Source organism: Klebsiella sp. Q11 (genome assembly GCF_964241505.1).
GTDB lineage: Bacteria > Pseudomonadota > Gammaproteobacteria > Enterobacterales > Enterobacteriaceae > Klebsiella > Klebsiella michiganensis.
This window is the reverse complement of sequence record NZ_CAXSXW010000015.1, coordinates 70077-95090: the sequence shown is the minus strand read 5'-3', so window position 1 is coordinate 95090 and position 25014 is coordinate 70077. Positions and strand designations below refer to the sequence as shown.

Annotated in this window: 19 protein-coding genes; 11 read left to right on the top strand and 8 right to left on the bottom strand. The window is 56.6% G+C overall.

The features are described 5' to 3' along the window. The first annotated feature begins 11 nt into the window (after window positions 1-11). Together clpS and clpA are read left to right on the top strand one after the other, a co-directional pair. Window positions 12-329 (top strand): ATP-dependent Clp protease adapter ClpS, encoded by a 318-nt coding sequence (gene clpS / locus ACESQ2_RS21980; RefSeq protein WP_004100628.1) that lies wholly within the window; start codon window positions 12-14, stop codon window positions 327-329. Between the two features lie 30 nt (window positions 330-359). Next, window positions 360-2642: an ATP-dependent Clp protease ATP-binding subunit ClpA gene (gene clpA / locus ACESQ2_RS21975; protein WP_046877699.1), complete on the top strand. Its 2283-nt coding sequence runs from the start codon at window positions 360-362 to the stop codon at window positions 2640-2642. 137 nt (window positions 2643-2779) lie between these two features. Here clpA and infA read toward each other — a convergent pair whose 3' ends face one another. From infA to trxB, 5 genes are all read right to left on the bottom strand, one after another. Then, entirely contained in the window at window positions 2780-2998 is a 219-nt protein-coding gene (gene infA, locus ACESQ2_RS21970; RefSeq protein WP_002211347.1) for a translation initiation factor IF-1, read from the bottom strand. Window positions 2999-3277: 279 nt separating this feature from the next. Then, a complete protein-coding gene (gene aat / locus ACESQ2_RS21965; RefSeq protein WP_009653303.1) occupies window positions 3278-3982 on the bottom strand; it encodes a leucyl/phenylalanyl-tRNA--protein transferase in 705 nt (234 codons plus the stop codon). 38 nt (window positions 3983-4020) lie between these two features. After that, entirely contained in the window at window positions 4021-5742 is a 1722-nt protein-coding gene (cydC, locus tag ACESQ2_RS21960; protein WP_373171260.1) for a cysteine/glutathione ABC transporter ATP-binding protein/permease CydC, read from the bottom strand. Beyond that, a complete protein-coding gene (gene cydD / locus ACESQ2_RS21955; protein ID WP_046877701.1) occupies window positions 5743-7509 on the bottom strand; it encodes a cysteine/glutathione ABC transporter permease/ATP-binding protein CydD in 1767 nt (588 codons plus the stop codon). A gap of 114 nt (window positions 7510-7623) precedes the next feature. After that, window positions 7624-8592: a thioredoxin-disulfide reductase gene (gene trxB, locus ACESQ2_RS21950; protein WP_004849433.1), complete on the bottom strand. Its 969-nt coding sequence runs from the start codon at window positions 8590-8592 to the stop codon at window positions 7624-7626. Between the two features lie 531 nt (window positions 8593-9123). Between trxB and lrp the strand changes: the two genes are divergently transcribed. The 9 genes from lrp (at window position 9124) to ACESQ2_RS21905 (ending at window position 22764) form a co-directional block, all read left to right on the top strand. Continuing rightward, window positions 9124-9618, top strand: coding sequence for a leucine-responsive transcriptional regulator Lrp (lrp, locus tag ACESQ2_RS21945; RefSeq protein WP_002439523.1), 495 nt, complete (start codon window positions 9124-9126; stop codon window positions 9616-9618). Between the two features lie 135 nt (window positions 9619-9753). Beyond that, the gene (gene ftsK / locus ACESQ2_RS21940) at window positions 9754-13740 is read left to right on the top strand and encodes a DNA translocase FtsK (protein WP_373171257.1); all 3987 of its coding nucleotides are present in this window, start codon (window positions 9754-9756) and stop codon (window positions 13738-13740) included. 121 nt (window positions 13741-13861) lie between these two features. Next, complete coding sequence (gene lolA, locus ACESQ2_RS21935) at window positions 13862-14473, top strand: outer membrane lipoprotein chaperone LolA (RefSeq protein ID WP_004130911.1); 612 nt, start codon at window positions 13862-13864, stop codon at window positions 14471-14473. A gap of 8 nt (window positions 14474-14481) precedes the next feature. Continuing rightward, window positions 14482-15825, top strand: a complete 1344-nt coding sequence (gene rarA / locus ACESQ2_RS21930) for a replication-associated recombination protein RarA (RefSeq protein WP_004849446.1) — start codon at window positions 14482-14484, stop codon at window positions 15823-15825. 91 nt (window positions 15826-15916) lie between these two features. Further along, window positions 15917-17209 carry a serine--tRNA ligase gene (serS, locus tag ACESQ2_RS21925; RefSeq protein ID WP_009653254.1) on the top strand — a complete coding sequence of 431 codons (1293 nt, stop codon included), beginning with the start codon at window positions 15917-15919 and terminating at the stop codon, window positions 17207-17209. Between the two features lie 200 nt (window positions 17210-17409). Beyond that, complete coding sequence (gene dmsA / locus ACESQ2_RS21920) at window positions 17410-19848, top strand: dimethylsulfoxide reductase subunit A (protein WP_032720981.1); 2439 nt, start codon at window positions 17410-17412, stop codon at window positions 19846-19848. A gap of 10 nt (window positions 19849-19858) precedes the next feature. Continuing rightward, window positions 19859-20476 (top strand): DMSO/selenate family reductase complex B subunit, encoded by a 618-nt coding sequence (locus tag ACESQ2_RS21915; protein ID WP_009653301.1) that lies wholly within the window; start codon window positions 19859-19861, stop codon window positions 20474-20476. Window position 20477: 1 nt separating this feature from the next. After that, a complete protein-coding gene (locus tag ACESQ2_RS21910; protein WP_025107512.1) occupies window positions 20478-21341 on the top strand; it encodes a dimethyl sulfoxide reductase anchor subunit family protein in 864 nt (287 codons plus the stop codon). Window positions 21342-21615: 274 nt separating this feature from the next. Further along, complete coding sequence (locus tag ACESQ2_RS21905; RefSeq protein ID WP_009653261.1) at window positions 21616-22764, top strand: MFS transporter; 1149 nt, start codon at window positions 21616-21618, stop codon at window positions 22762-22764. A 39-nt stretch (window positions 22765-22803) separates the two neighbouring features. Here the strand turns inward: ACESQ2_RS21905 and ACESQ2_RS21900 are convergent, their stop codons facing one another. Genes ACESQ2_RS21900 through ACESQ2_RS21890 form a run of 3 tightly spaced genes read right to left on the bottom strand, consistent with a single transcriptional unit; the run spans window position 22804 to window position 25003 of the window. Beyond that, window positions 22804-23241 carry a PTS sugar transporter subunit IIA gene (locus tag ACESQ2_RS21900; RefSeq protein ID WP_373171256.1) on the bottom strand — a complete coding sequence of 146 codons (438 nt, stop codon included), beginning with the start codon at window positions 23239-23241 and terminating at the stop codon, window positions 22804-22806. Window positions 23242-23294: 53 nt separating this feature from the next. Continuing rightward, the gene (locus ACESQ2_RS21895) at window positions 23295-24206 is read right to left on the bottom strand and encodes a transketolase family protein (RefSeq protein ID WP_064379254.1); all 912 of its coding nucleotides are present in this window, start codon (window positions 24204-24206) and stop codon (window positions 23295-23297) included. Continuing rightward, the gene (locus ACESQ2_RS21890) at window positions 24206-25003 is read right to left on the bottom strand and encodes a transketolase (RefSeq protein WP_373171255.1); all 798 of its coding nucleotides are present in this window, start codon (window positions 25001-25003) and stop codon (window positions 24206-24208) included. The genes ACESQ2_RS21895 and ACESQ2_RS21890 overlap by 1 nt, the downstream gene beginning before the upstream one ends. Between the last annotated feature and the right edge of the window lie 11 nt (window positions 25004-25014).

Genomic DNA, 25014 nt, shown 5'->3' with positions numbered 1-25014 from the left:
GAACACTGACGATGAGTAAGAGAGACTGGTTGGACTTCGATCAGCTAATTGAGGACGAAGTTAAAGATGCGCTTAAACCGCCATCTATGTATAAAGTGATATTAGTCAATGATGACTACACTCCAATGGAGTTTGTTATTGACGTGTTACAAAAATTCTTTTCTTATGATGTTGAACGTGCAACGCAACTGATGCTGACGGTTCACTATCAAGGTAAAGCGATTTGCGGGGTGTTTACCGCAGAAGTCGCAGAAACCAAAGTATCGATGGTGAACCAGTATGCGAGGGAGAACGAACATCCGTTGTTGTGTACGCTAGAAAAAGCCTGAATGCAGGCAATAAACTTGGGGGAGGTGCCTATGCTCAATCAAGAACTGGAACTCAGTTTAAACATGGCTTTCGCCAGAGCGCGCGAGCACCGTCATGAGTTCATGACCGTCGAGCACTTGTTGCTGGCGCTGCTTAGCAACCCTTCGGCCCGCGAAGCGCTTGAAGCGTGTTCAGTGGACCTGGTCGCGCTGCGTCAGGAGCTTGAAGCCTTCATCGAACAGACCACACCCGTACTGCCTGCAACGGAAGAAGAGCGCGACACTCAGCCGACGCTGAGCTTCCAGCGCGTGCTGCAACGTGCTGTTTTCCACGTCCAGTCTTCCGGCCGCAGCGAAGTCACCGGCGCCAACGTTCTGGTCGCGATTTTTAGCGAACAGGAATCTCAGGCGGCATACCTGCTGCGTAAACATGAAGTCAGCCGACTTGATGTGGTGAATTTCATCTCTCACGGTACGCGTAAAGACGAGCCGAGCCAGTCTTCCGATAACAGCGGAAGTCAGCCTGGCAGCAGCGAAGAGCAAGCAGGCGGGGAGGATCGTATGGAAAACTTCACCACCAACCTCAACCAGCTTGCCCGCGTAGGCGGTATCGATCCGCTGATCGGCCGCGAGAAAGAGCTGGAACGTGCTATTCAGGTTCTGTGCCGCCGCCGCAAGAACAACCCGCTGCTGGTGGGGGAATCCGGCGTTGGTAAAACCGCTATTGCTGAAGGTCTTGCCTGGCGTATCGTGCAGGGTGACGTGCCGGAAGTGATGGCCGATTGCACTATCTATTCACTGGATATTGGCTCGCTGCTGGCAGGTACCAAATACCGCGGCGACTTTGAAAAACGCTTTAAGGCGCTGCTTAAGCAGCTGGAGCAGGACACCAACAGTATTCTGTTCATCGATGAGATCCACACCATTATCGGTGCGGGGGCGGCTTCCGGCGGGCAGGTCGATGCCGCTAACCTGATTAAACCGCTGCTTTCCAGCGGTAAGATTCGGGTCATTGGCTCGACGACCTATCAGGAGTTCAGCAACATCTTTGAAAAAGATCGTGCCCTGGCGCGGCGTTTCCAGAAAATTGATATCACCGAACCTTCCGTGGAAGAGACGGTGCAGATTATTAACGGCCTGAAGCCGAAGTATGAAGCGCACCACGACGTTCGTTACACCGCGAAAGCGGTACGTGCGGCGGTAGAGCTGGCGGTGAAGTACATTAACGATCGTCATCTGCCGGATAAGGCGATTGACGTGATTGATGAAGCCGGAGCGCGTGCGCGCTTGATGCCGGTGAGCAAACGTAAGAAAACGGTTAACGTGGCGGATATTGAGTCCGTGGTGGCGCGGATTGCGCGTATACCTGAGAAGAGCGTTTCCCGCAGCGATCGCGATACGCTGAAAAACCTCGGCGATCGCCTGAAAATGCTGGTCTTCGGCCAGGATAAGGCGATTGAGGCCTTAACCGAAGCGATCAAGATGGCGCGCGCCGGGCTTGGCCATGAGCACAAACCCGTCGGCTCTTTCCTGTTCGCCGGGCCTACCGGGGTCGGTAAAACCGAGGTTACCGTACAGCTGGCGAAGTCGCTGGGCATTGAGCTGCTGCGTTTTGATATGTCCGAATATATGGAACGTCATACCGTCAGCCGCTTAATCGGTGCGCCTCCGGGCTACGTCGGTTTCGATCAGGGCGGGCTGCTGACCGATGCGGTTATTAAGCATCCGCACGCGGTGCTGCTGCTGGATGAAATTGAAAAAGCGCATCCGGACGTCTTTAACCTGCTGCTGCAGGTGATGGATAACGGGACGCTGACCGACAACAACGGCCGCAAAGCGGATTTCCGCAACGTGGTGCTGGTGATGACCACCAACGCCGGGGTGCGTGAAACCGAGCGTAAATCCATTGGCCTCATCCATCAGGACAACAGTCCGGATGCGATGGATGAGATCAAAAAGATCTTTACGCCGGAGTTCCGTAACCGTCTCGACAACATTATCTGGTTCGATCATCTGTCTACGACGGTTATCCATCAGGTGGTGGATAAATTTATCGTCGAGCTGCAGGTTCAGCTGGATCAGAAAGGCGTCTCTTTGGAAGTCAGCCAGGAAGCCCGCGATTGGCTGGCCGAGAAAGGCTACGACCGGGCCATGGGCGCGCGTCCGATGGCGCGGGTGATTCAGGACAACCTGAAAAAACCGCTGGCCAACGAGCTGCTGTTTGGCTCACTGGTTGACGGCGGACAGGTGACCGTTGAACTGGATAAAGAGAAAAATGCGCTGACCTACAACTTCCAGAGTGCGCAGAAGCACAAACCGGAAGCGGCGCATTAAGTTTCGGTACTCAGTGACAAAACCGGCCTCAGGGCCGGTTTTTTTATCTGCGCGCTTTAAGTTGTAAATGACGCAGAAATGAAAAGACCGGGAATTATCCCGGCCTTCAGCATCTGGCGCGCTAAGCGCGAAAACGATCAGCGACTACGGAAGACAATGCGGCCTTTGCTCAGGTCGTACGGGGTCAGCTCAACAGTCACTTTGTCGCCCGTCAGAATGCGGATGTAGTTTTTACGCATTTTACCGGAAATATGCGCAGTTACCACGTGACCGTTTTCCAGTTCTACGCGGAACATAGTGTTAGGCAGCGTATCAAGTACGGTGCCCTGCATTTCAATATTGTCTTCTTTGGCCATCTAGTCCTCTGGGGTATCACTACCGTAGTTTTGAACCGGCAAGATAATGCCGAAGTTCAGCAAGTATGTAAAGTTTTACGTCAAATCGCCGAAGTAGTTTTGGCGCATTACCCGTAATTCACGCGGATAAACCGGGTGACAGGCGCAAACGTAAAGGGGGAGTGACAGAACAATGGGTGTTATCTGACTCTTATTATTCCCAAACGGCGGCGGGGCAACGGGCAGAAGCTACTCTACCGCGCAATTATAACATCCCAACACAAAATGTGCTGAAAACATTTATGCTTCTCCTGCAAATAGCACCCTTGGTACCCAGAATCGCTCCGGCAGACGATACGTCCGCAGCACGGAAAGATAGTCGAGGTAATCGCGGCGGGGAATCTCCACTGCGCCCAGCGACGCCGTATGCTTATTCAGCACCTGACAATCGATTAATTTTCCGCCATCCTGCGAAAATATCTGGCTAAAGACCAGCAGCGCGGTTTTAGAGGCGTTTTCGGCACGGCTGAACATCGACTCTCCGCAAAACAGCGCGCCCTGCGCGACGCCGTACATCCCGCCGACTAATTCCTTTCCCTGCCATACTTCAACAGAATGAGCATGTCCCAGCTCATGCAGCTGGTGGTACGCCTGAACGATCCCCGGCGTTATCCATGTTCCCTCATCGCGGTGGTCGGCGCAGCCCTCGATAACCTGACCAAAGGCGTGATTCAGCGTGACGCGATAAGGCGAGCGCTGATGGAAACGCTTCATACTGCGGCTGAGATGAAATTTCTCTGGCCACAGTACCGCTCGCGGATCGGGGGACCACCACAAAATAGGGTCGCCGGGCGAAAACCACGGAAAAATACCGCGCTGATAGGCCATCAGTAAACGCGCCGGGCTAAGATCGCCGCCCAGCGCTAACAGGCCATTAGGTTCGCGTAAAGCGCCTTCCGGGGAGGGGAAGGCGATGGAATGATGAGAGAGCTGAACCAGCCGCATTTTTACCTCAACGCATCAGGCAATGATTCAATAGTAGCCTACAGGCGCTGCTTAAACTGGTAGTAACGCCCCTGTTCAACCAGCAGTTCTGCGTGACTACCTTGCTCAATAATCTTCCCGTTGTCCATGACTATTATCTGATTAAAACGCGCCAGTCCGCGCAGGCGATGGGTTACCATTAACACGGTTTTTTCACGCATCACTTCCGCCAGTAAATCAAGGATTTGACTTTCGGTCGTCGCATCGAGGCCTTCAGTAGGTTCATCAAGCAGCATGACCGGCGCATCGTGAAGCAGGGCGCGGGCGATAGCCAGCCTGCGCAGCTCGCCGCCGGAAAGCTGACGACCGCCTTCACCCAGCCAGCTGTTCAGACCGCTATCTTCCAGTAATTTCGCTAAGCCGACGCGTTCAAGCGTTTGCGCAAGCCGGGCATCGCTGGCTCCGGGAGAAGCCAGCAGCAGGTTGTCGCGCAGCGTAGCGCTGAACAGATGTACGCGCTGCGGCACGACGCTCATCGCCCGGCGCAGCGTCGCCTCATTAAACTGCCCCAGCGGCTGATTGTTGAGTAAGATTTCCCCTTCAGCCGGATCCCATGCACGGGTCAGCAGCTGCAGCAGGGTCGATTTACCGCAGCCTGTTCGTCCGAGGATGGCGATATGCTCTCCGGCCTCGATCTGCAATGACACTTTCTCCAGCGCGGGGGAGGGCTGCTGCGGATAGCTGAAGGTGACCTGATGTAAGCGTAACGAGACGTTCTCCAGCGTCTGGCCTTCGCCATGAGTGAAAGTCACTTCCGGCTCTTGCTCGGTAATTTGCGTGATGCGCTTTGCGGAGGCGATCACCTGCCCCAGATGCTGAAATGCGCCGGTTACCGGCGCCAGCGCTTCAAACGCCGCCAGCGCGCAGAAGACAAACAGCGCAATCAGCGCCCCTGGCTGAGTATCGCCGCCAACGCCCGCGGAGGCGAGCCACAGCATAGCGATAACCGCAATTCCGCCAATCAGCAGCATCAGCGCCTGAGAGAGCGCGGTCAGCTCAGCCTGGCGACGCTGCGCATCCAGCCAGCGCGCTTCCGTTTTTTCCATTTGCTGCCGGTAGCGGTCGCTGGCGTTGAACAGCATGAGTTCCGCCTGTCCCTGGAGCCATGAGGTCAGATGCTGGCGATATTGCCCGCGAAGCCGGGTTATGCTTTCACCTGCGGGTTTACCTGCGCGATAGAACAGCGGCGGCATCACCAGCAGGGTGAGCAGCATAATACCACCGAGGGTCAGGGCCAGAGTGGCGTCCAGCACGCTCAACCCTACGGTGACGACCAGGATCACCACCAGCGCGCCTACCAGCGGTGATATGACGCGCAAATAGAGATGATCCAGGGTATCGACATCTGCAACCACCCGGTTAAGCAGCTCGCCCTGACGAAAACGCGCCAGCCCGGCGGGGGAGAGCGGCAGCAGCTTACTGAAGGTAAAGACCCGCAGGTGCTGCAGAACGCGGAAGGTGGCGTCATGGCTGACCAGACGCTCAAAGTAGCGGCCAGCGGTGCGAATAATCGCCGCGCCGCGCACGCCTGCGGCTGGCAGCATATAGTTAAAGCTGTAGATGCCCGCCACGCCAACGACGGCTGATGCCGACAGGAACCAGCCGGATAGCGTTAATAAGCCAATGCTGGCCAGCAGCGTCACGATCGCCAGCACGATACCGAGCAGCAACAGCCATTTGTGTCGTTTGTACAGCGCCAGGTAAGGCCATAATGCGCGCATTTAAATCTCCTCCTGACGATGAGCGAGCAGGGTCGCGAAGGGGCCGCCAGCGGCCGCCAGCTGCGAATAGCTGCCTTGCTCAACAATTCGACCATCCTGCATAACCCAGATCGCATCCCAGCTCGCCAGTCCTTCCAGCTGATGGGTAACCATTAGCGTGGTTTGCTGCGTTGATGCATTGGTCAGCGCCTGCATCACGCGCTGTTCGCTATGCGCGTCAAGGCTGGCGGCAGGCTCATCAAGCAGCAGCAGACGACAGGGCACCAGCAGCGCTCGTGCGACGGCGACGCGCTGAGCCTGCCCGACCGACAGCCGGCCGGCCTGATCGCCAACAGGCGTATTAATACCCTGCGGCAGAAGAGAGACGAACTCGCTAACCCAGGCTTTATCCAGCGCAAGCTGCAGCTGCGCTTCGGTGGCTTCAGGGCAGGAGAGCAGGACGTTTTCGCGCAGCGTCGCCGCGGGCAGCTGCGGATTTTGCCCGACCCAGCTCAGGAGACGACGCCAGCGGTCGGCATCCAGACTCTTTAACTCGACGCCATTGACCTTGAGCGAGCCGTCATAGGGAAGAAAACCCGTTAACGTATTCAGTAGCGAGCTTTTTCCCGAGCCGCTTTGCCCAACCAGCACCACGCGTTCACCGGCGCGCAGGGAAAAATTCAGCGGCCCGGCCAGCACTTTCCCTTCGGGAGACTTAATCAGCAGGTCGCGAGCTTCAAGGCTTACCGTTTCATCATCTTTTAATGCCTTTTCCCCACGCTCTGCCTGCGCCAGCGGCGCTTCCATAAAGGTCTTCAGGCTATCGGCGGCGCCAATCGCCTGCGCTTTCGCATGATAAAAGGTGCCTAAATCGCGCAGTGGCTGGAAAAACTCAGGAGCCAGAATCAGGGCGAGGAAACCGGACATCAACGTCACCCCGGCGCCGTAATGGCCAAAGTTGAGCTCTCCCAGATAGGAAAAACCAAAGTAAACGGCGACCAGCGCAATCGACAGCGAGGTGAAAAACTCCAGGACACCGGAGGAGAGAAACGCCAGGCGCAGCACTTCCATTGTTCGCTGGCGGAAATCCTGCGAGGCCTCGCGTATGTTGTCCGTCTCCGCTTCGCCGCGATGAAAAATACGCAGCGTTTCCATACCGCGCAGGCGATCGAGAAAATGGCCGCTTAAACGCGCCAGAGCGAGAAAGTTGCGCCGGTTGGCATCAGCCGCGCCCATTCCCACCAGCGCCATAAACAGCGGAATAAGCGGTGCGGTACCCAGCAGAATCAGCGCCGCGGCCCAGTTGATGGGGAAAATCGTGATAACAATCAGCAACGGTACAGAGGCGGCCAGCGTCATCTGCGGCAAATAGCGAGCATAGTAGTCATGCATATCGTCGATCTGCTCAAGGATCAGCGTGGCCCAGCTACCCGCAGGTTTGCCCTGTATCCACGCCGGTCCCGCCTGCTGTAAACGATCCAGAACCTGACGGCGGATCTCAAGGCGGATATGTTGACCGGCCTGAAAACCCACTCTTTCACGCAGCCAGACCACCCAGGCGCGCAGCACAAAGACCAGCACCAGTAGCGTAAAGGGCAGCAGCAGCGCCGTCGCGGGGATATTTTCCATAATCATGCGATGGAGGATCCTCGCCAGGAACCAGGCCTGGGCGACGATCAACAGGCCGCTAACGACGCCCAATACGCGGGAAATCATCAACCAGCGACGGGAGATAATGCTTTGATCTTTTAACCAACGGGTTAACTCTTGTTGACGGGTTTTATTCATTGCGCGCTTAGCAGGTGTAGTTATGAGTTTTTTGGGCACGGCAATGTTACAACGAGGCAAAAATAAAGGCGACTTTTCGTCGCCTTCTTTACCTTTGTTACTGACTTGTAAAGATTATTTGCAAGCGTCGGCTAAACCATCCAGATAGCGCTCCGCGTCCAGCGCTGCCATGCAGCCGGTACCCGCAGAAGTTATCGCCTGACGGTAGATATGATCCATCACGTCGCCGGCGGCGAAGACGCCCGGGATGCTGGTCTGGGTGGCGTTGCCGTGGATGCCGGACTGGACTTTAATGTAGCCGTTTTCCAGCTCCAGCTGACCGGCGAAAATTGCCGTGTTCGGGCTGTGGCCGATAGCCACGAACAGCCCCGCAACCTCCAGGGATTCAACGTTATCCGCATTCTGGGTATCGCGCAGACGCAAGCCGCTTACGCCCATCTGGTCGCCGGTCACTTCTTCCAGCGTACGGTGGGTGTGCAGCACGATATTGCCGCTCTCCACTTTGTCCATCAGGCGTTTGATAAGGATTTTTTCCGCGCGGAAGCCGTCACGACGGTGGATCAAATGCACTTCGGAAGCGATATTAGACAGGTACAGCGCCTCTTCGACGGCCGTATTGCCGCCGCCGATGACGGCAACCTTCTGGTTACGATAGAAGAAACCGTCGCAGGTCGCGCAGGCAGACACGCCGCGGCCCTTAAACGCTTCTTCCGAGGGAAGACCCAGATAGCGTGCTGAAGCGCCGGTGGCAATAATCAGGGCATCGCAGGTGTATTCGCCGCTGTCGCCGACCAGACGGAACGGACGGTTTTGCAGGTCGACGCTGTTGATATGATCGAAAATAATTTCGGTTTCAAATTTGGTGGCATGTTCATGCATGCGCTCCATCAGCAGCGGTCCGGTCAGATCGTTAGGATCGCCTGGCCAGTTTTCCACTTCCGTGGTGGTGGTCAGCTGACCGCCTTTTTCCATTCCGGTAATCAGTACCGGCTGCAGATTTGCGCGCGCTGCGTAGACCGCAGCGGTGTATCCCGCAGGTCCAGAACCAAGAATAAGCAGTTTACTGTGTTTGGCCGTGCCCATGAGATCCTCATAATTTATTGGCATACATGAGCTGGATTGTAGGGAATTTGTGGACGTAAAAAAAGAGCGCGGCGGTTTTGTTAACGATATGTGCAATAGAAGCTGCCGATTAATCGGCGATTTAACGAACGAAGAATATAACTAATTCTACTGTTAGCGAGACAATTATAAGAGGAAAACATGAGAATCAACCGGGGAGGATAATGAATATCTGGCATCTTGTACTAAAAATCGATGTTTTGCTTTGACAATCCCCTGTGCTTTTGCGAAAACATTCATGGAAGAAGAAAAGCAGTGTTTCGCGTGTGGCGAATTTTCATGCACGCAAATGCCATTTTTATCCGGGTTAGCGAAATCTACGCATGGTGTGGACAGACGCCATGCGTGATGTCGGTGACTGCCGTCAGGCAACGGGCTTCTCACGTACCCCTGGGTTACCCAACGTCGTACGGGTGATAACAGGATGGACTCTGGCAGTGAAGGCTCAGAGTCGGAACAGGAGTAGGGAAGGAATACAGAGAGACAATAATAATGGTAGATAGCAAGAAGCGCCCTGGCAAAGATCTCGACCGCATTGATCGTAATATTTTGAATGAATTGCAAAAAGACGGGCGTATTTCCAACGTCGAGCTTTCTAAACGGGTGGGACTTTCTCCGACGCCTTGCCTTGAGCGCGTGCGTCGACTGGAAAGACAGGGTTTTATTCAGGGCTATACAGCGCTGCTCAACCCGCACTATCTGGATGCATCACTTCTGGTATTTGTTGAGATTACTCTGAATCGTGGCGCGCCGGATGTGTTTGAGCAATTTAACTCCGCTGTGCAAAAACTTGAAGAAATTCAAGAGTGTCATCTGGTTTCCGGGGATTTTGACTACCTGTTGAAAACCCGCGTACCGGATATGTCAGCGTATCGTAAATTACTGGGCGAGACCTTGCTGCGCCTGCCGGGCGTAAATGACACCCGTACCTATGTGGTAATGGAAGAAGTCAAGCAGAGTAATCGTCTGGTAATCAAGACGCGCTAACACGGAACAGGTGCAAAATCGATGTAGTTTGATTACACTCCTGTTAATCCATACAGCAACAGTGCCGGGGAGACCCGGCACTGTTGTCCGTTTTAGCCGAAGGCAGGAAACAGCCTGATACCTGGAGAGCCTTTCTTGAGCCAGGAATACACTGAAGACAAAGAAGTCAAATTCACAAAGCTGAGTAGCGGACGCCGGCTCCTTGAGGCGTTACTCATTCTTTGCTCCCTTTTTGCCATCTGGTTGATGGCGGCCTTACTCAGCTTTAATCCCTCGGATCCTAGCTGGTCGCAAACGGCGTGGCATGAGCCTATTCACAACATAGGCGGGACGCCGGGAGCCTGGCTTGCCGATACGCTATTTTTTATTTTTGGCGTAATGGCCTATACCATTCCGGTCATCATTATCGGCGGCTGCTGGTTTGCCTGGCGTCATCAAGAAAACGACGAGTACATCGACTATTTCGCCGTCTCGCTGCGTTTAATTGGCGCGCTGGCGCTGATCCTCACTTCCTGCGGTCTGGCGGCAATCAACGCTGATGATATCTGGTATTTCGCCTCCGGCGGCGTGATCGGCAGCCTGCTGAGCACCACCCTGCAACCGCTGCTGCACAGCAGCGGCGGCACAATCGCGCTGCTCTGCATCTGGGCGGCAGGACTGACGCTATTTACCGGCTGGTCCTGGGTTAGCATTGCTGAAAAACTCGGCGGTGCGATTCTTTCTATTCTCACGTTTGCCAGCAACCGTACCCGTCGTGACGATACCTGGGTTGATGAAGGGGAATATGAAGATGATGAAGAAGAATATGAAGATGATGAACCTGCGAAGCCGCAGGGTTCTCGACGCGCGCGAATTTTACGCAGCGCCTTAGCTCGCCGCCAGCGTCTGGCTGAGAAGTTCTCTAATCCGATGGGGCGTAAGACCGATGCGGCGCTGTTCTCGGGTAAACGGATGGATGACGCCGAAGACGAGGTCCAGTACAGCGCCGGCGGTGCGCCTGTTGCCGCTGACGATGTCCTTTTTTCTGGCTCCAGCGCAGCGCGTCCGGCAAATGCTGATGATGTTCTGTTCTCCGGCGTCAGTGCGGCACGTCCCGGCGATTTTGACCCCTACGATCCTCTGTTAAACGGTCATAGCATTGCCGATCCGGTGGCTTTGGCCGCGCAGGATACCGCTGCGCCGCAGGCATGGTCTGAACCGCTGCCAGAGTATGAGGCTCAGCCGGTCTATCATCCGGAACAGGCCCCGGTACAGCAGCCAGCATATCAGCCAGAACCGGCTTACCAGCCGCAGCATGCTTACCAGCCGGAACAGGCACCGGTACAGCAGCCAGCATATCAGTCTGAACCGGCTTATCAGCCGCAGCACGGGTATCAGTCGGAACAGGTCCCGGTACAGCAGCCAGCGTATCAGCCAGCACCGGCTTACCAGCCGCAGCATGCTTACCAGCCGGAACAGGCCCCGGTACAGCAGCCAGCATATCAGCCGGAACCGGCTTACCAGCCGCAGCATGCGTACCAGCCGGCACAGGCCTCGATACAGCAGCCAGCATATCAGCCGGAACAGGCCCCGGTACAGCAGCCTGAGCCTTACGCCGCCTCCGTTGAGCCTGAGCCTCCGCAAGAGGAGGTGAAGCCTCAGCGTCCGCCGATGTACTACTTCGAAGAAGTGGAAGAGAAACGCGCGCGTGAACGCGAGCAGCTTGCCGCATGGTATCAGCCGATTCCGGAGCCGGTCAGTCCGGTTGCGACAAAACCGATCGCGCCTCCGCCTGCTCCGGCGGCTGATGTTGCCGCGGTGAGCGCGCTGGCGGCTGGCGTCCATCAGGCCACCGGGGCGGCCTCTGCTAGCACCGCGGCGGCCTCCGTCGCATCTGCCGCATCCAGCGCCGCGCCGCTATTTAGCCCGGCGTCGGGCGGCCCGCGTGCGCAGGTAAAAGAGGGCATAGGCCCGAAATTGCCGCGTCCAAACCGCGTTCGCGTGCCCACGCGCCGTGAGCTGGCTTCCTATGGCATTAAGCTGCCTTCGCAGCGGTTGGCTGAAGAACGTGCGCGTCAGGCAGAGCATCAGCACTATGATGACGATGCGCTGACGGACGAGGAAGTTGCAGAGCTTGAGCAGGGTGAGCTGGCGCGTCAGTTCGCGGCTGCGCAAAATCAGCGCTATGGCGATAGCTACGCTGCGGAAGAGGATGATGTAGACGAGGATTCTGCCGCTGAAGCCGAACTTGCCCGTCAGTTTGCCGCTTCCCAGCAGCAGCGCTACGCCAGCGAGCAGCCGCCGGGATCGCATCCGTTCTCTGCGGCGGATTATGAATTCTCGCCAATGAAAACGTTAGTTGATGATACGCCGAGCGAGCCTGTCTTCACGCCGTTGCCGGAAGTACAGCAGCCTGCCCCGCAGTATCAGCAGCCGGCCCAGCATTCGCAGCCCGTACAGCAGCCGATGCCGCACCAGCAGATGCCTCAGCCGCCGCAACATGCGCAGCAGCAGCCGGTTCACCATCAGCCGATGCCGCAGCAGGCTCCTGGCAGCTATCCGCAGCAGCAGGCTCCGCAGCAGCCGATCCCGCAGCCGCAGGAAAGTCTCATTCACCCGCTGCTGATGCGCAATGGCGACAGTCGCCCGTTACAGAAGCCGACGACGCTGCTGCCCTCGCTTGACCTGCTCACGCCGCCACCGGCTGAAGTTGAGCCGATCGATACCTTTGCTCTAGAGCAAATGGCGCGTCTGGTTGAAGCTCGTCTGGCCGATTTCCGCATTAAAGCCGATGTGGTGAACTACTCACCTGGCCCGGTTATTACCCGCTTTGAGCTTAACCTGGCGCCGGGCGTGAAAGCGGCGCGCATTTCCAACCTGTCGCGCGATCTGGCCCGTTCTCTGTCCACTGCGGCGGTTCGCGTGGTGGAAGTGATCCCGGGTAAACCCTACGTTGGCCTGGAGCTGCCTAACAAAAAGCGCCAGACCGTTTACCTGCGCGAAGTGCTGGATAATGCGAAATTCCGCGATAATCCTTCACCGCTCACGGTGGTCCTCGGGAAAGACATCGCGGGTGAACCTGTCACTGCCGATCTGGCGAAGATGCCGCACCTGCTGGTGGCGGGTACCACCGGTTCCGGTAAATCCGTTGGGGTCAACGCCATGATCCTCAGCATGCTCTATAAAGCGCAGCCGGAAGATGTGAAATTCATCATGATTGACCCGAAAATGCTCGAGCTGTCGGTCTATGAGGGAATACCGCATCTGTTAACGGAAGTCGTGACGGACATGAAAGACGCGGCCAATGCTTTGCGCTGGAGCGTCAACGAGATGGAGCGCCGGTATAAACTGATGTCTGCGCTGGGCGTACGTAATCTCGCGGGTTATAACGAGAAGATTGCTGAAGCCGCACGTATGGGACGGCCCATTCCGGATCCTTACTGGAAGCCTGGCGACAGTATGGATGCGACGCATCCGGTACTGAAAAAAGAGCCTTACATCGTGGTGCTGGTGGACGAGTTTGCCGACCTGATGATGACCGTCGGCAAGAAAGTGGAAGAGCTGATTGCGCGCCTGGCGCAGAAAGCGCGCGCCGCTGGGATCCACCTGGTGCTGGCGACCCAGCGACCGTCGGTTGACGTTATCACCGGCCTGATTAAAGCTAACATCCCGACGCGTATCGCCTTTACCGTATCGAGTAAAATTGACTCGCGTACTATCCTTGACCAGGGCGGTGCGGAATCACTGCTGGGAATGGGCGATATGCTCTACTCCGCGCCTAACTCGACGATCCCTGTGCGCGTCCACGGCGCTTTTGTACGCGACGAGGAAGTTCACGCCGTCGTTCAGGACTGGAAGGCGCGCGGGCGTCCGCAGTATGTCGATGGCATTACCTCCGATAGCGAAAGCGAAGGCGGCGGCGGTGGCTATGAGGGCGGTGAAGAGCTCGATCCGCTGTTCGATCAGGCCGTCAACTTTGTGACGGAAAAACGCAAAGCCTCCATATCTGGGGTACAGCGTCAGTTCCGCATTGGCTATAACCGCGCCGCGCGTATCATTGAGCAAATGGAAGCTCAGGGGATCGTGAGCGAGCAGGGGCATAACGGTAACCGTGAAGTGCTGGCGCCGCCGCCTTTTGAGTAACCGCAAAGTTGGGTAAATAAGTGAAAATCAGCCTGTTCTGCTGTTTTACGGCCGTTGGCCGTTCTACATTAGCAGCAGACCAGGCTCCCGCGTCGGGAGTGACGCACATTAAGGAATAACAATGAAAAAACTCGCAATCACCTGTGCATTACTGTCCAGTTTTGTCGTCAGTCAGGTATGGGCGGATGCCGCCAGCGATTTAAAAAGCCGCCTTGATAAAGTGAGCAGCTTCCACTCCAGCTTTACGCAGAAGGTCACTGACGGCAGCGGTAATGCCGTGCAGGACGGGCAGGGGGACCTGTGGGTCAAGCGGCCTAATCTGTTCAACTGGCATATGACCCAGCCGGATGAAAGCGTGCTGGTTTCCGACGGCAAAACGCTGTGGTTTTACAACCCGTTTGTTGAGCAGGCTACCGCTACCTGGCTGAAAGATGCGACCAGCAACACGCCGTTTATGCTGATTGCCCGCAATCAGGCCAGCGACTGGCAGAACTATAATATTAAGCAGAACGGTGATGATTTTGTTCTGACGCCGAAAAACGGCAGCGGTAATCTGAAGCAGTTCACCATCAACGTGGGTCGCGACGGTACGATTCATCAGTTCAGCGCCGTGGAACAGGACGATCAACGCAGCAGCTATCAGCTGAAATCGCAACAAAATGGTGCCGTGGATGCATCTAAGTTCACCTTTACGCCGCCGCAAGGGGTTACGGTGGACGATCAACGTAAATAGAGGCGAACGTGAGCAACCTGTCGCTCGATTTTTCCGATAACGCGTTTCAACCTCTGGCCGCCCGTATGCGGCCAGAAAATTTAGCGCAGTACATTGGCCAGCAGCACCTGCTGGCGCCGGGTAAACCCTTACCGAGGGCGATTGAGGCCGGGCATCTACACTCGATGATCCTCTGGGGGCCGCCCGGGACAGGAAAAACCACCCTGGCCGAAGTGATTGCGCGCTATGCCAGCGCCGACGTTGAACGTATCTCAGCGGTGACCTCCGGGGTGAAAGAGATCCGCGAGGCCATTGAACGCGCGCGCCAAAACCGCAACGCGGGTCGCCGCACGATCCTGTTTGTCGACGAAGTGCACCGTTTCAATAAAAGCCAGCAGGACGCCTTTCTGCCGCATATTGAAGACGGGACCATCACCTTTATCGGCGCGACGACGGAAAATCCCTCCTTTGAACTCAATTCCGCTCTGTTATCCCGCGCGCGCGTTTATCTGCTCAAGTCGCTGACCAGCGACGACATCGAGCAGGTGCTCAACCAGGCGATGAGCGACAAAACTCGCGGCTACGGCGGGCAAAATATCGTCCTGCCGGACGAGACGCGCAAGGCCATCGCCGACCTTGTCAACGGTGATGCGCGCCGGGCGCTGAATACGCTGGAAATGATGGCCGATATGGCCGAAGCCGACGCCTCCGGCAATCGCGTGCTGAAAGTTGAGCTGCTGACTGAAATTGCCGGTGAGCGCAGCGCGCGTTTCGACAACAAAGGCGATCGCTTTTACGATTTAATCTCCGCGCTGCACAAATCGGTTCGCGGCAGCGCCCCGGACGCCGCCCTCTACTGGTACGCGCGGATTATTACCGCCGGCGGCGATCCGCTCTACGTTGCCCGCCGCTGCCTGGCGATTGCCTCGGAAGATGTCGGCAACGCCGATCCGCGCGCGATGCAGGTTGCGATCTCCGCATGGGACTGCTTTACCCGTGTCGGACCGGCGGAAGGCGAACGGGCAATTGCTCAGGCCATTGTCTATCTTGCCTGTGCACCCAAAAGCAACGCGGTTTACACCGCGTTTAAAGCGGCGATGGCCGACGCCCGTGAACGTCCCGATTACGACGTCCCGGTTCATTTGCGCAATGCCCCAACGAAGCTGATGAAAGAGATGGGCTACGGGCAAGAGTATCGCTATGCTCACGATGAACCGAATGCTTATGCCGCCGGGGAGCAGTACTTCCCGCAGGAAATGGCGCAAACGCGCTATTATAAGCCGACAAACCGGGGGCTGGAGGGCAAAATAGGCGAAAAGCTCGCCTGGTTAACCGAACAGGATCAAAATAGCCCGATAAAACGCTACCGATAATTGAGGCGTTGCGGTAAGGTTGTCACACTATTTCCGTGGTCGCGCTCTGCGGCCATTTTTCTTTTATTAATTCGATAAGCACAGGATAAGCATGCTCGATCCCAATCTGCTGCGTACCGAGCCAGACGCAGTCGCAGAAAAACTGGCACGCCGGGGCTTTAAGCTGGATGTAGATAAACTTCGCGCTCTGGAAGAGCGTCGTAAAGTTCTGCAGGTTCAAACTGAAAACCTGCAGGCGGAGCGCAACTCCCGATCGAAATCCATTGGCCAGGCGAAAGCGCGCGGGGAAGATATTGAGCCATTACGCCTGGAAGTGAACAAACTCGGCGAGCAGCTTGATGCCGCTAAGACCGAGCTGGACGCGCTGCTGGCGGAGATCCGCGATATCGCGCTGGCTATCCCTAATATCCCGCACGACGACGTTCCGGCCGGTCGCGACGAAAACGACAACGTTGAAGTCAGCCGCTGGGGAACCCCGCGCGAGTTCGATTTTGACGTTCGCGATCACGTCACGCTGGGCGAAATGCACGGAGGGCTGGATTTTGCCGCCGCCGTGAAGCTGACCGGTTCTCGCTTTGTGGTCATGAAGGGCCAGCTGGCACGCCTGCACCGCGCGCTGGCGCAGTTTATGCTGGATCTGCATACCGAACAGCACGGCTACAGCGAAAACTACGTCCCGTATCTGGTTAACCAGGACACGCTGTACGGTACCGGTCAGCTGCCGAAATTCGCCGGCGACCTGTTCCATACCCGTCCGCTGGAAGAAGAAGCCGACAGCAGCAACTACGCGCTGATCCCGACGGCGGAAGTTCCGCTGACCAACCTGGTTCGCGATGAAATCATTGATGAAGACGATCTGCCGATCAAAATGACCGCGCATACGCCGTGCTTCCGCTCTGAAGCCGGATCTTACGGCCGCGATACCCGCGGTCTGATCCGTATGCACCAGTTCGACAAAGTCGAGATGGTGCAGATTGTACGTCCGGAAGATTCCATGGCGGCGCTGGAAGAGATGACCGGCCACGCCGAGAAAGTGCTGCAGCTGCTGGGTCTGCCGTATCGTAAAGTGGCTCTGTGCACGGGCGATATGGGCTTCAGCGCATGCAAAACCTACGATCTGGAAGTGTGGGTGCCGGCGCAGAATACCTATCGTGAGATCTCTTCCTGCTCCAACGTCTGGGATTTCCAGGCGCGTCGCATGCAGGCACGCTGCCGCAGCAAATCTGACAAGAAAACTCGCCTCGTACACACGCTGAACGGTTCTGGCCTGGCGGTTGGACGTACGCTGGTCGCGGTGATGGAAAACTATCAGCAGGCGGATGGTCGCATCGAGATCCCGGAAGTTCTGCGCCCGTATATGCGCGGCCTTGAATTTATCGGCTGATTTTTCAACGCTCTTCTCAAAAGCGCCTGCGGGCGCTTTTTTTTTACCCCCTTCTTGATACCGGGCAATAATCGCCTTCGCGATTACGAAGATACTCCCTTTGGATTAAACAGGATAAAAAACTAATAAAGGTTAATTTCGTTGTATATATAACTATATAACGGCATTAAGTTAATTGTGAGCAACCAAAGCGAGTATCTATGAAAACCAAAACCTCCGATGCTTTACTGGCTGCTGAGGTGAGCCGGCGTGGTTTAATGAAAACCACGGCGATTGGCGGGCTGGCGATGGCCAGCAGCGCTTTTACCTTACCCTTCACGCGCATTGCCCAAGCCGCAGACAACCTCAACCCCGCCAGCGAAACGGTCACCTGGAGCGCCTGTACGGTGAACTGCGGCAGCCGCTGCCCGCTGCGGATGCATGTGGTGGGTGGTGAGATAAAATATGTTGAAACGGACAATACCGGCGACGATAGCTACGACGGTCTGCATCAGGTTCGCGCCTGTCTGCGCGGCCGCTCGATGCGTCGACGCGTCTACAACCCTGACCGCCTGAAATATCCGATGAAGCGCGTGGGCAAACGCGGCGAGGGCAAATTCGAGCAAATCAGCTGGGAAGAAGCGTTCGATACTATCGCCAGCAATATGCAGCGTCTGATAAAAGAGTACGGTAATGAGTCCATCTATCTGAACTACGGAACGGGAACCCTCGGCGGAACCTTGACTCGCTCATGGCCACCGGGGAAAACCCTGATTGCCCGCCTGATGAACTGCTGCGGCGGCTATCTCAACCATTATGGCGACTACTCCACCGCGCAAATTGCCGCGGGATTGAACTACACCTACGGCGGCTGGGCCGATGGCAATAGCCCGTCGGATATCGAAAACAGCAAGCTGGTGGTGCTGTTTGGCAACAACCCCGGGGAAACCCGCATGAGCGGCGGCGGGGTGACCTACTACCTGGAACAGGCGCGGGAGAAATCCAACGCCAGGCTGATTATTATCGATCCACGCTATACCGACACCGGCGCCGGACGCGAAGACGAGTGGATCCCTATCCGCCCGGGAACCGATGCCGCGCTGGTCTCCGCGCTGGCGTGGGTGATGATTAACGAGAACCTCGTTGACCAGCCTTTCCTCGACAAGTACTGCGTAGGCTATGACGAGAAAACGCTGCCGGAAGGGGCGCCGGCCAATGGCCACTATAAGGCCTATATTCTCGGTCAGGGCAAAGACGGTATCGCGAAGACCCCTGAGTGGGCGTCGACGATTACCGGCATTCCCCAGGCGCGTATCGTCCAGCTGGCGCGCGAAATCGCCAGCGCTAAACCTGCCTATATTTCTCAGGGGTGGGGCCCACAGCGCCATGCCAACGGTGAGCTGGTTTCCCGCGCGATTTCCATGCTGGCAATCTTAACCGGCAACGTCGGGATTAACGGCGGCAATACCGGCGCGCGTGAAGGTTCTTACTCCCTGCCTTTTGAACGTATGCCGACGCTGGATAATCCGGTGGAAACCAGTATTTCCATGTTTATGTGGACCGATGCGATTGAGCGCGGGACGGAAATGACCGCACTGCGCGACGGCGTGCGCGGCAAAGATAAGCTCGACGTGCCTATTAAAATGGTCTGGAACTATGCCGGTAACTGCCTGGTCAACCAGCATTCAGAGATTAACCGTACCCATGACATCCTTCAGGATGACAAGAAGTGCGAGATGATTGTGGTCATTGATTGCCATATGACCTCCTCGGCGAAATATGCCGATATTCTGCTGCCGGACTGTACGGCTTCGGAGCAGATGGATTTTGCCCTCGATGCCTCCTGCGGCAACATGTCATACGTGATTTTTGCCGATCGGGCCATCAAGCCGCGTTTTGAATGCAAAACCATCTATGAGATGACCACGGAGCTGGCGAAGCGCATGGGCGTTGAGCAACGTTTCACCGAAGGCCGCACTCAGGAAGAGTGGCTGCGTCACCTCTATGAGCAATCCCGTAAAGCGATCCCGGCGCTGCTGCCGTTTGATGAATTCCGCAAGCAGGGAATCTTCAAACAGCGCGATCCGGAAGGCCACCACGTTGCCTATAAAGCTTTCCGCGAAGATCCCGCCGCCAATCCGCTCACGACGCCGTCAGGGAAAATTGAAATCTACTCTGCGCAGCTGGCGGAAATTGCCGCGACCTGGGAGCTGAAAGAAGAGGATGTTATCGACCCGCTGCCGATATACAGCCCTGGGTTTGAAAACTATGACGATCCGCTGGCGAAAAAGTATCCGCTGCAGCTGACCGGTTTTCACTATAAAGCCCGCACACACTCCACCTACGGCAACGTTGACGTACTGAAAGCCGCCTGCCGTCAGGAGATGTGGATCAACCCGCTTGATGCACAGAAGCGCGGTATCGCCAATGGCGATCGGATCCGCATTTTTAACGATCGCGGTGAAGTGCATATCGAGGCCAAAGTGACCCCGCGCATGATACCGGGCGTGGTCGCGCTGGGTGAGGGGGCCTGGTATAACCCGGACGCAGGCCGCGTGGATCAGGCTGGCTGCATTAACGTGCTGACCACCCAACGCCCGTCGCCGCTGGCGAAAGGCAATCCATCGCATAGCAACCTCGTCCAGGTTGAAAAGCTGTAAGGAGTAACCGATGACAACTCAATATGGATTTTTTATTGATTCCGCCCGTTGCACCGGTTGCAAAACCTGCGAACTGGCTTGTAAAGACTATAAAAACCTCACGCCGGAAGTGAGCTTCCGTCGTATCTACGAATACGCCGGCGGCGACTGGCAGGAGGATAACGGCGTCTGGCAGCAAAACGTCTTTGCCTATTACCTCTCTATTGCCTGCAACCATTGTGAGGATCCGGCCTGCACCAAAGTTTGCCCGAGCGGGGCGATGCATAAACGTGAAGATGGCTTTGTCGTTGTCGATGAAGATGTCTGTATCGGCTGTCGCTATTGCCATATGGCCTGCCCGTACGGCGCGCCGCAGTACAATGCGACAAAAGGTCATATGACCAAATGCGACGGCTGCCACGAGCGCGTCGCCGACGGCAAAAAGCCGATTTGCGTGGAATCTTGCCCGCTGCGCGCGTTAGATTTCGGCCCGATTGAAGAGCTGCGCCAAAAACACGGCCAGCTGGCCGCCGTTGCGCCGCTGCCTTCGGCCCACTTCACTAAACCGAGTATCGTGATTAAACCTAACGCCAACAGCCGACCGTGTGGAGATACCACCGGCTACCTGGCCAACCCGAAGGAGGTGTGAGATGGGGAGTGGATGGCATGAATGGCCGCTGATTGTTTTCACGGTCTTTGGTCAGTGCGTGGTGGGCGGCTTTATTGTGCTGGCTCTGGCGCTAATGAAAGGCGACTTATCGCGTGAACAGCAACAGCGCGTCGTGTGGAGCATGTTTGGCCTGTGGGTGCTGATGGGCGTGGGCTTTATTGCCTCAACCCTGCATCTTGGGTCGCCCATGCGCGCGTTTAACTCGCTTAATCGCGTAGGCGCCTCGTCGCTCAGTAACGAAATCGCCAGCGGGGCGCTTTTCTTCGCCGTTGGCGGCATTGGCTGGCTGCTGGCGGTGGTCAATAAGCTACCGGCGGGGCTGCGTCATCTCTGGCTGGTCATTACCATGGTGCTGGGGATTATCTTCGTCTGGATGATGGTCCGCGTCTATAACACTATTGATACGGTACCCACCTGGTATACGGTCTGGACGCCGCTTAGCTTCTTCCTGACGATGTTTATCGGCGGTCCGCTGCTGGGATATCTGCTGCTGCGCGTTGCCGATGTCAACGGCTGGGCGATGCGCCTGCTGCCGGCGGTGACCCTGCTGGCGCTGGTGATTAGCGCCATCGTGGTGCTGATGCAAGGCAGCGAGCTGGCGACAATCCATAGCTCTATTCAGCAGGCCTCGGCGCTGGTGCCGGCCTACGGCTCGCTGATGGCGTGGCGCCTGGTTGCGCTGGCGTTGGCGCTGGTCTGCTGGATTGCCCCCCAGCTCAAAGGCTACCAGCCTGCGCTGCCGATGCTGGGGCTGGCTTTTGTGCTGGTGCTGATCGGCGAGACGATCGGCCGCGGCGTCTTCTACGGCCTGCATATGACCGTTGGAATGGCAATCGCCAGCTAATCGCCCTTTATCGCGCCAGAAACCCTTATTCTGGCGCGATAAAAAGTGCGGTCGATTCATGAAATATTTCTACCGATATTCCCACCGCTATTTTCCAATAAATTAATAAAAACAATGGAATAATATAAATAGCTATTCTGTTGTCGATCCGCTGGATAAAAAACTTCTATCGTTCCCCCGCAAACCGCGTCACGCCTGATTTCAGGCGGATTGACAATGTTTGCAGCAGTGGCATGATGCGCACGAAATCTGAACTCCATCACGGTTTATATCCATGACCATCTACACCCGGCCAGTGCAAATGCTGCTCTGTGGCCTGCTTTTGTTGACCCTGGCGATAGCGGTTTTAAATACGCTCGTCCCGCTTTGGCTCGCCCATGAAAATATGCCGACCTGGCAGGTCGGGATGGTGGGCTCGTCCTATTTTACCGGTAATCTGGTGGGAACATTGCTTGCCGGATGGGTAATTAAGCGTCTGGGCTTTAACCGCAGCTATTACCTGGCATCGGTTATTTTTGCCGTGGGCTGCGTGGGTCTTGGTATTACGCTGGGTTTCTGGAGCTGGTTCAGCTGGCGCTTTATCGCCGGCGTCGGCTGCGCGATGATTTGGGTGGTGGTGGAGAGCGCGCTGGTCTGTAGCGGCACTTCGCGGAGCCGGGGTCGCCTGCTGGCGGCGTATATGATGATTTATTACGTCGGCACGGTGCTGGGCCAGTTAATGGTCAGCAAGCTGCCGACGGATCTGATGAGCGTTCTGCCGTGGGTGACGGCGCTGGCGCTGGCGGCCATTCTGCCGCTGCTGTTTGCTCGCGTGGCGACTCAGGCCGATGAGCCGCACGAACCGGCGCGTATCTGGCCAATGTTAAGGCTGCGTCAGGCCCGTCATGGCGTCAACGGCTGCATTATTTCCGGCATTGTGCTCGGTTCGCTGTATGGCCTGATGCCGCTGTGGCTCAACCACCAGGGCGTTAGCGATTCCGGCATCGGCTTCTGGATGGCGGTGATGGTGAGCGCGGGTATCGTGGGGCAGTGGCCGATTGGCCGGCTCGCCGATCGCTACGGCCGTCTGCTGGTCCTGCGCGTTCAGGTGTTTGTGGTGATTCTCGGCTGTCTGGCGATGTTAAGCCAGGCCGCAATGGCGCCCGCGCTGTTCGTGCTGGGCGCTTCCGGCTTCACGCTCTATCCGGTGGCTATGGCCTGGGCCTGCGAAAAAGTTGAGCGTCATCAGCTGGTGGCGATGAACCAGGCGCTGTTAATGAGCTATACCGTGGGCAGCCTGCTTGGGCCGACGCTGACCGCCATGCTGATGCAGAACTTCTCTGACAATCTGTTGTTTATCATGATTGCCAGCGTGTCATTCATCTACCTGCTGACGCTGCTGCGCAAAGCGGGGCACCATCCTACGCCGGTGGCGCACGCCTGATTTTTCAGAACATAGCCAGGGCACGTCCCTGGCTATGGATTAATGCGACGCAAGAAGCGCAATAAACTGTGCGTGGTTTTGCACCGTGCTGTATCGCTGAAGTCTCTCCCCCTCATCCAGCCAGCAGACTAACCGCTGGATGGTCTGGATATGCTGTTCACTATCGGCCGCCGCCAGTACGACTATCAGCCGAATGCCGGGATGCTCCGGAAAATCAACGGCCTCGCTACAGCAAAGCAGCGAAAGCGCGCTGTTTCTGCTCAGCACGCCGGCTTCTGGACGCGCGTGCGGTAGCGCAAACGCCGGGCTCAATATATACCAGGGGCCATCCTGCTCCGTGGCGCTGATAATAGCCCTGGCATAGCTCCCGGTGATTTTTCCCTGCTCCTCAAGCGGGCGGCAGGCGAGATGAACGGCGCTGCGCCAGCTCAGGCAGTCGCTGGTGAACTGACAGGCGGAAAATAGCCTCTCTTCCATAAACGTTCCCTTTACGCGCGTGCCGACCGCCAACTGACCGGCTCGCCTGGTGGTTAGCGTAGCGCGTTAAACAGCGCGTCTCCCGAGATGCCATATTTCGCTTTTAGCTGCCTGCTATTACCCGATTCGGTAAATGTGTCCTGCGTTCCCAGACGCGTAAGGCGCGCCGGATGTGCCTTTTGCGCCAGGGTTTCCGCGATCAGGCCGCCGAGGCCGCCGTTGACGGTGTGATTTTCAAGCGTAGCGATAAGCGGGCAGCCTTCGACCAGCCGATAAAACGTCTGCTGGTTGAAGGGTTTGACGGTTGCAACGTGAATAAGCTTGCCCTTTTTGCCGCTGGCGAGCAGCTTTTCATAGCCGTCGGTAGCCTGTTCCAGTACCGTTCCTTCAAACAGAATCGCAAAATCCGTGCCGCTGTCGGCGATGGCGGCGATATCGCTGACCCGGGGAACGACGCTTTTGTCGCGAACCGGCATCGGCTCGCGCGCCACGCGAATATAAACGGGTCCCTTTATTTTTGCCGCCTGCTCGAAGGCCTCGGCGATTTCTTCCGCATCTGCCGGGGTCAGGACGGTTAATCCCGGAAGGACGCGGGTCAGCGCTAAATCCTCCAGCGCATGGTGCGAAGCGCCGTCCGGGCCATCATCCATACCGGGGTGGCTACCGACGAGTTTAATATTGGCTTTGGCATAGCAGGCCTGCCGCAGCTGGGTCCAGGCGGTGCCGGTGACGAACATCGCAAAGTTAACATAGAAGGGCATAAAGCCTTCCAGCGCCTGGCCGACCGCGAAGCTCATGGCGGAACCTTCCGCAATGCCCATTTCGAAAAAGGCCTCAGGATAGACGGCCTGAAACTGGTCGGTACGGGTAGAGCTGGCTAAATCGCTGTCGATAACAACAACGGGATAGCCCTTTTCTTTTAGCGCAATCAGGGCATGCCCGATCTCATCACGGGGTGCTTTCATCACTGTAACTCCTCCATCGCCTGCTGAAATTGTTCTTTGCTCGGGGTTTTTGAGTGCCAGTCGCCGTTGTTTTCCATATAGCTGACGCCGGAACCTTTGGTGGTGCGCGCCACGATGGCGACAGGTTTACCTTTCAGGTGACGGGATAGCATCAGGGTATCGGCAACCTGATGCATATCATTGCCGTTGTGCAGTTCCAGTACATGCCAGCCAAAGCTGCGGATTTTGTCCGCCAGCGGCTCGAGATTAATGACGTCATTGACCGGATCGTGGGAAGAGAAGCCGTTGTAATCGATGATGGCGACCAGATTATCCATTTTCATATGCCCGGCCTGCTGTAAGGTTTCCCAGATTTGGCCTTCATGCATTTCGCCATCGCCAACGATGGCAAATACCCGGTGCGGACCGTTGCGCCGCTTTTTGGCGACCGCCATACCAAAAGCAATCGACAGCCCCTGGCCAAGCAGTCCGGTTGTCGCATCGACTTCCGGCAGCGACTTAATGCTCGGGTGCCCCTGCAGGCGCGAGTTGATCTGTCGGAACGTATTGAACTCGCTGCGCTCGATCTTGCCTTGTTGATACAGCATGGCGTACTGCGCGGCGACGGCGTGGCCTTTACTCATCACCACGCGCGAGCGGGGAGAGGCGGCCAGATCGACTTCCTGGTAATAGAGCCAGGTAAGCACGTCGATTATCGACAGCGCCCCGCCCGGATGGCCAATTCCGGACTCGTAAATCATAGTGACGATCTCGCGGCGGGCGGCGAGCGCGTGGGATTTCAGTTCATCAATGTTCATGTTCATTCCTT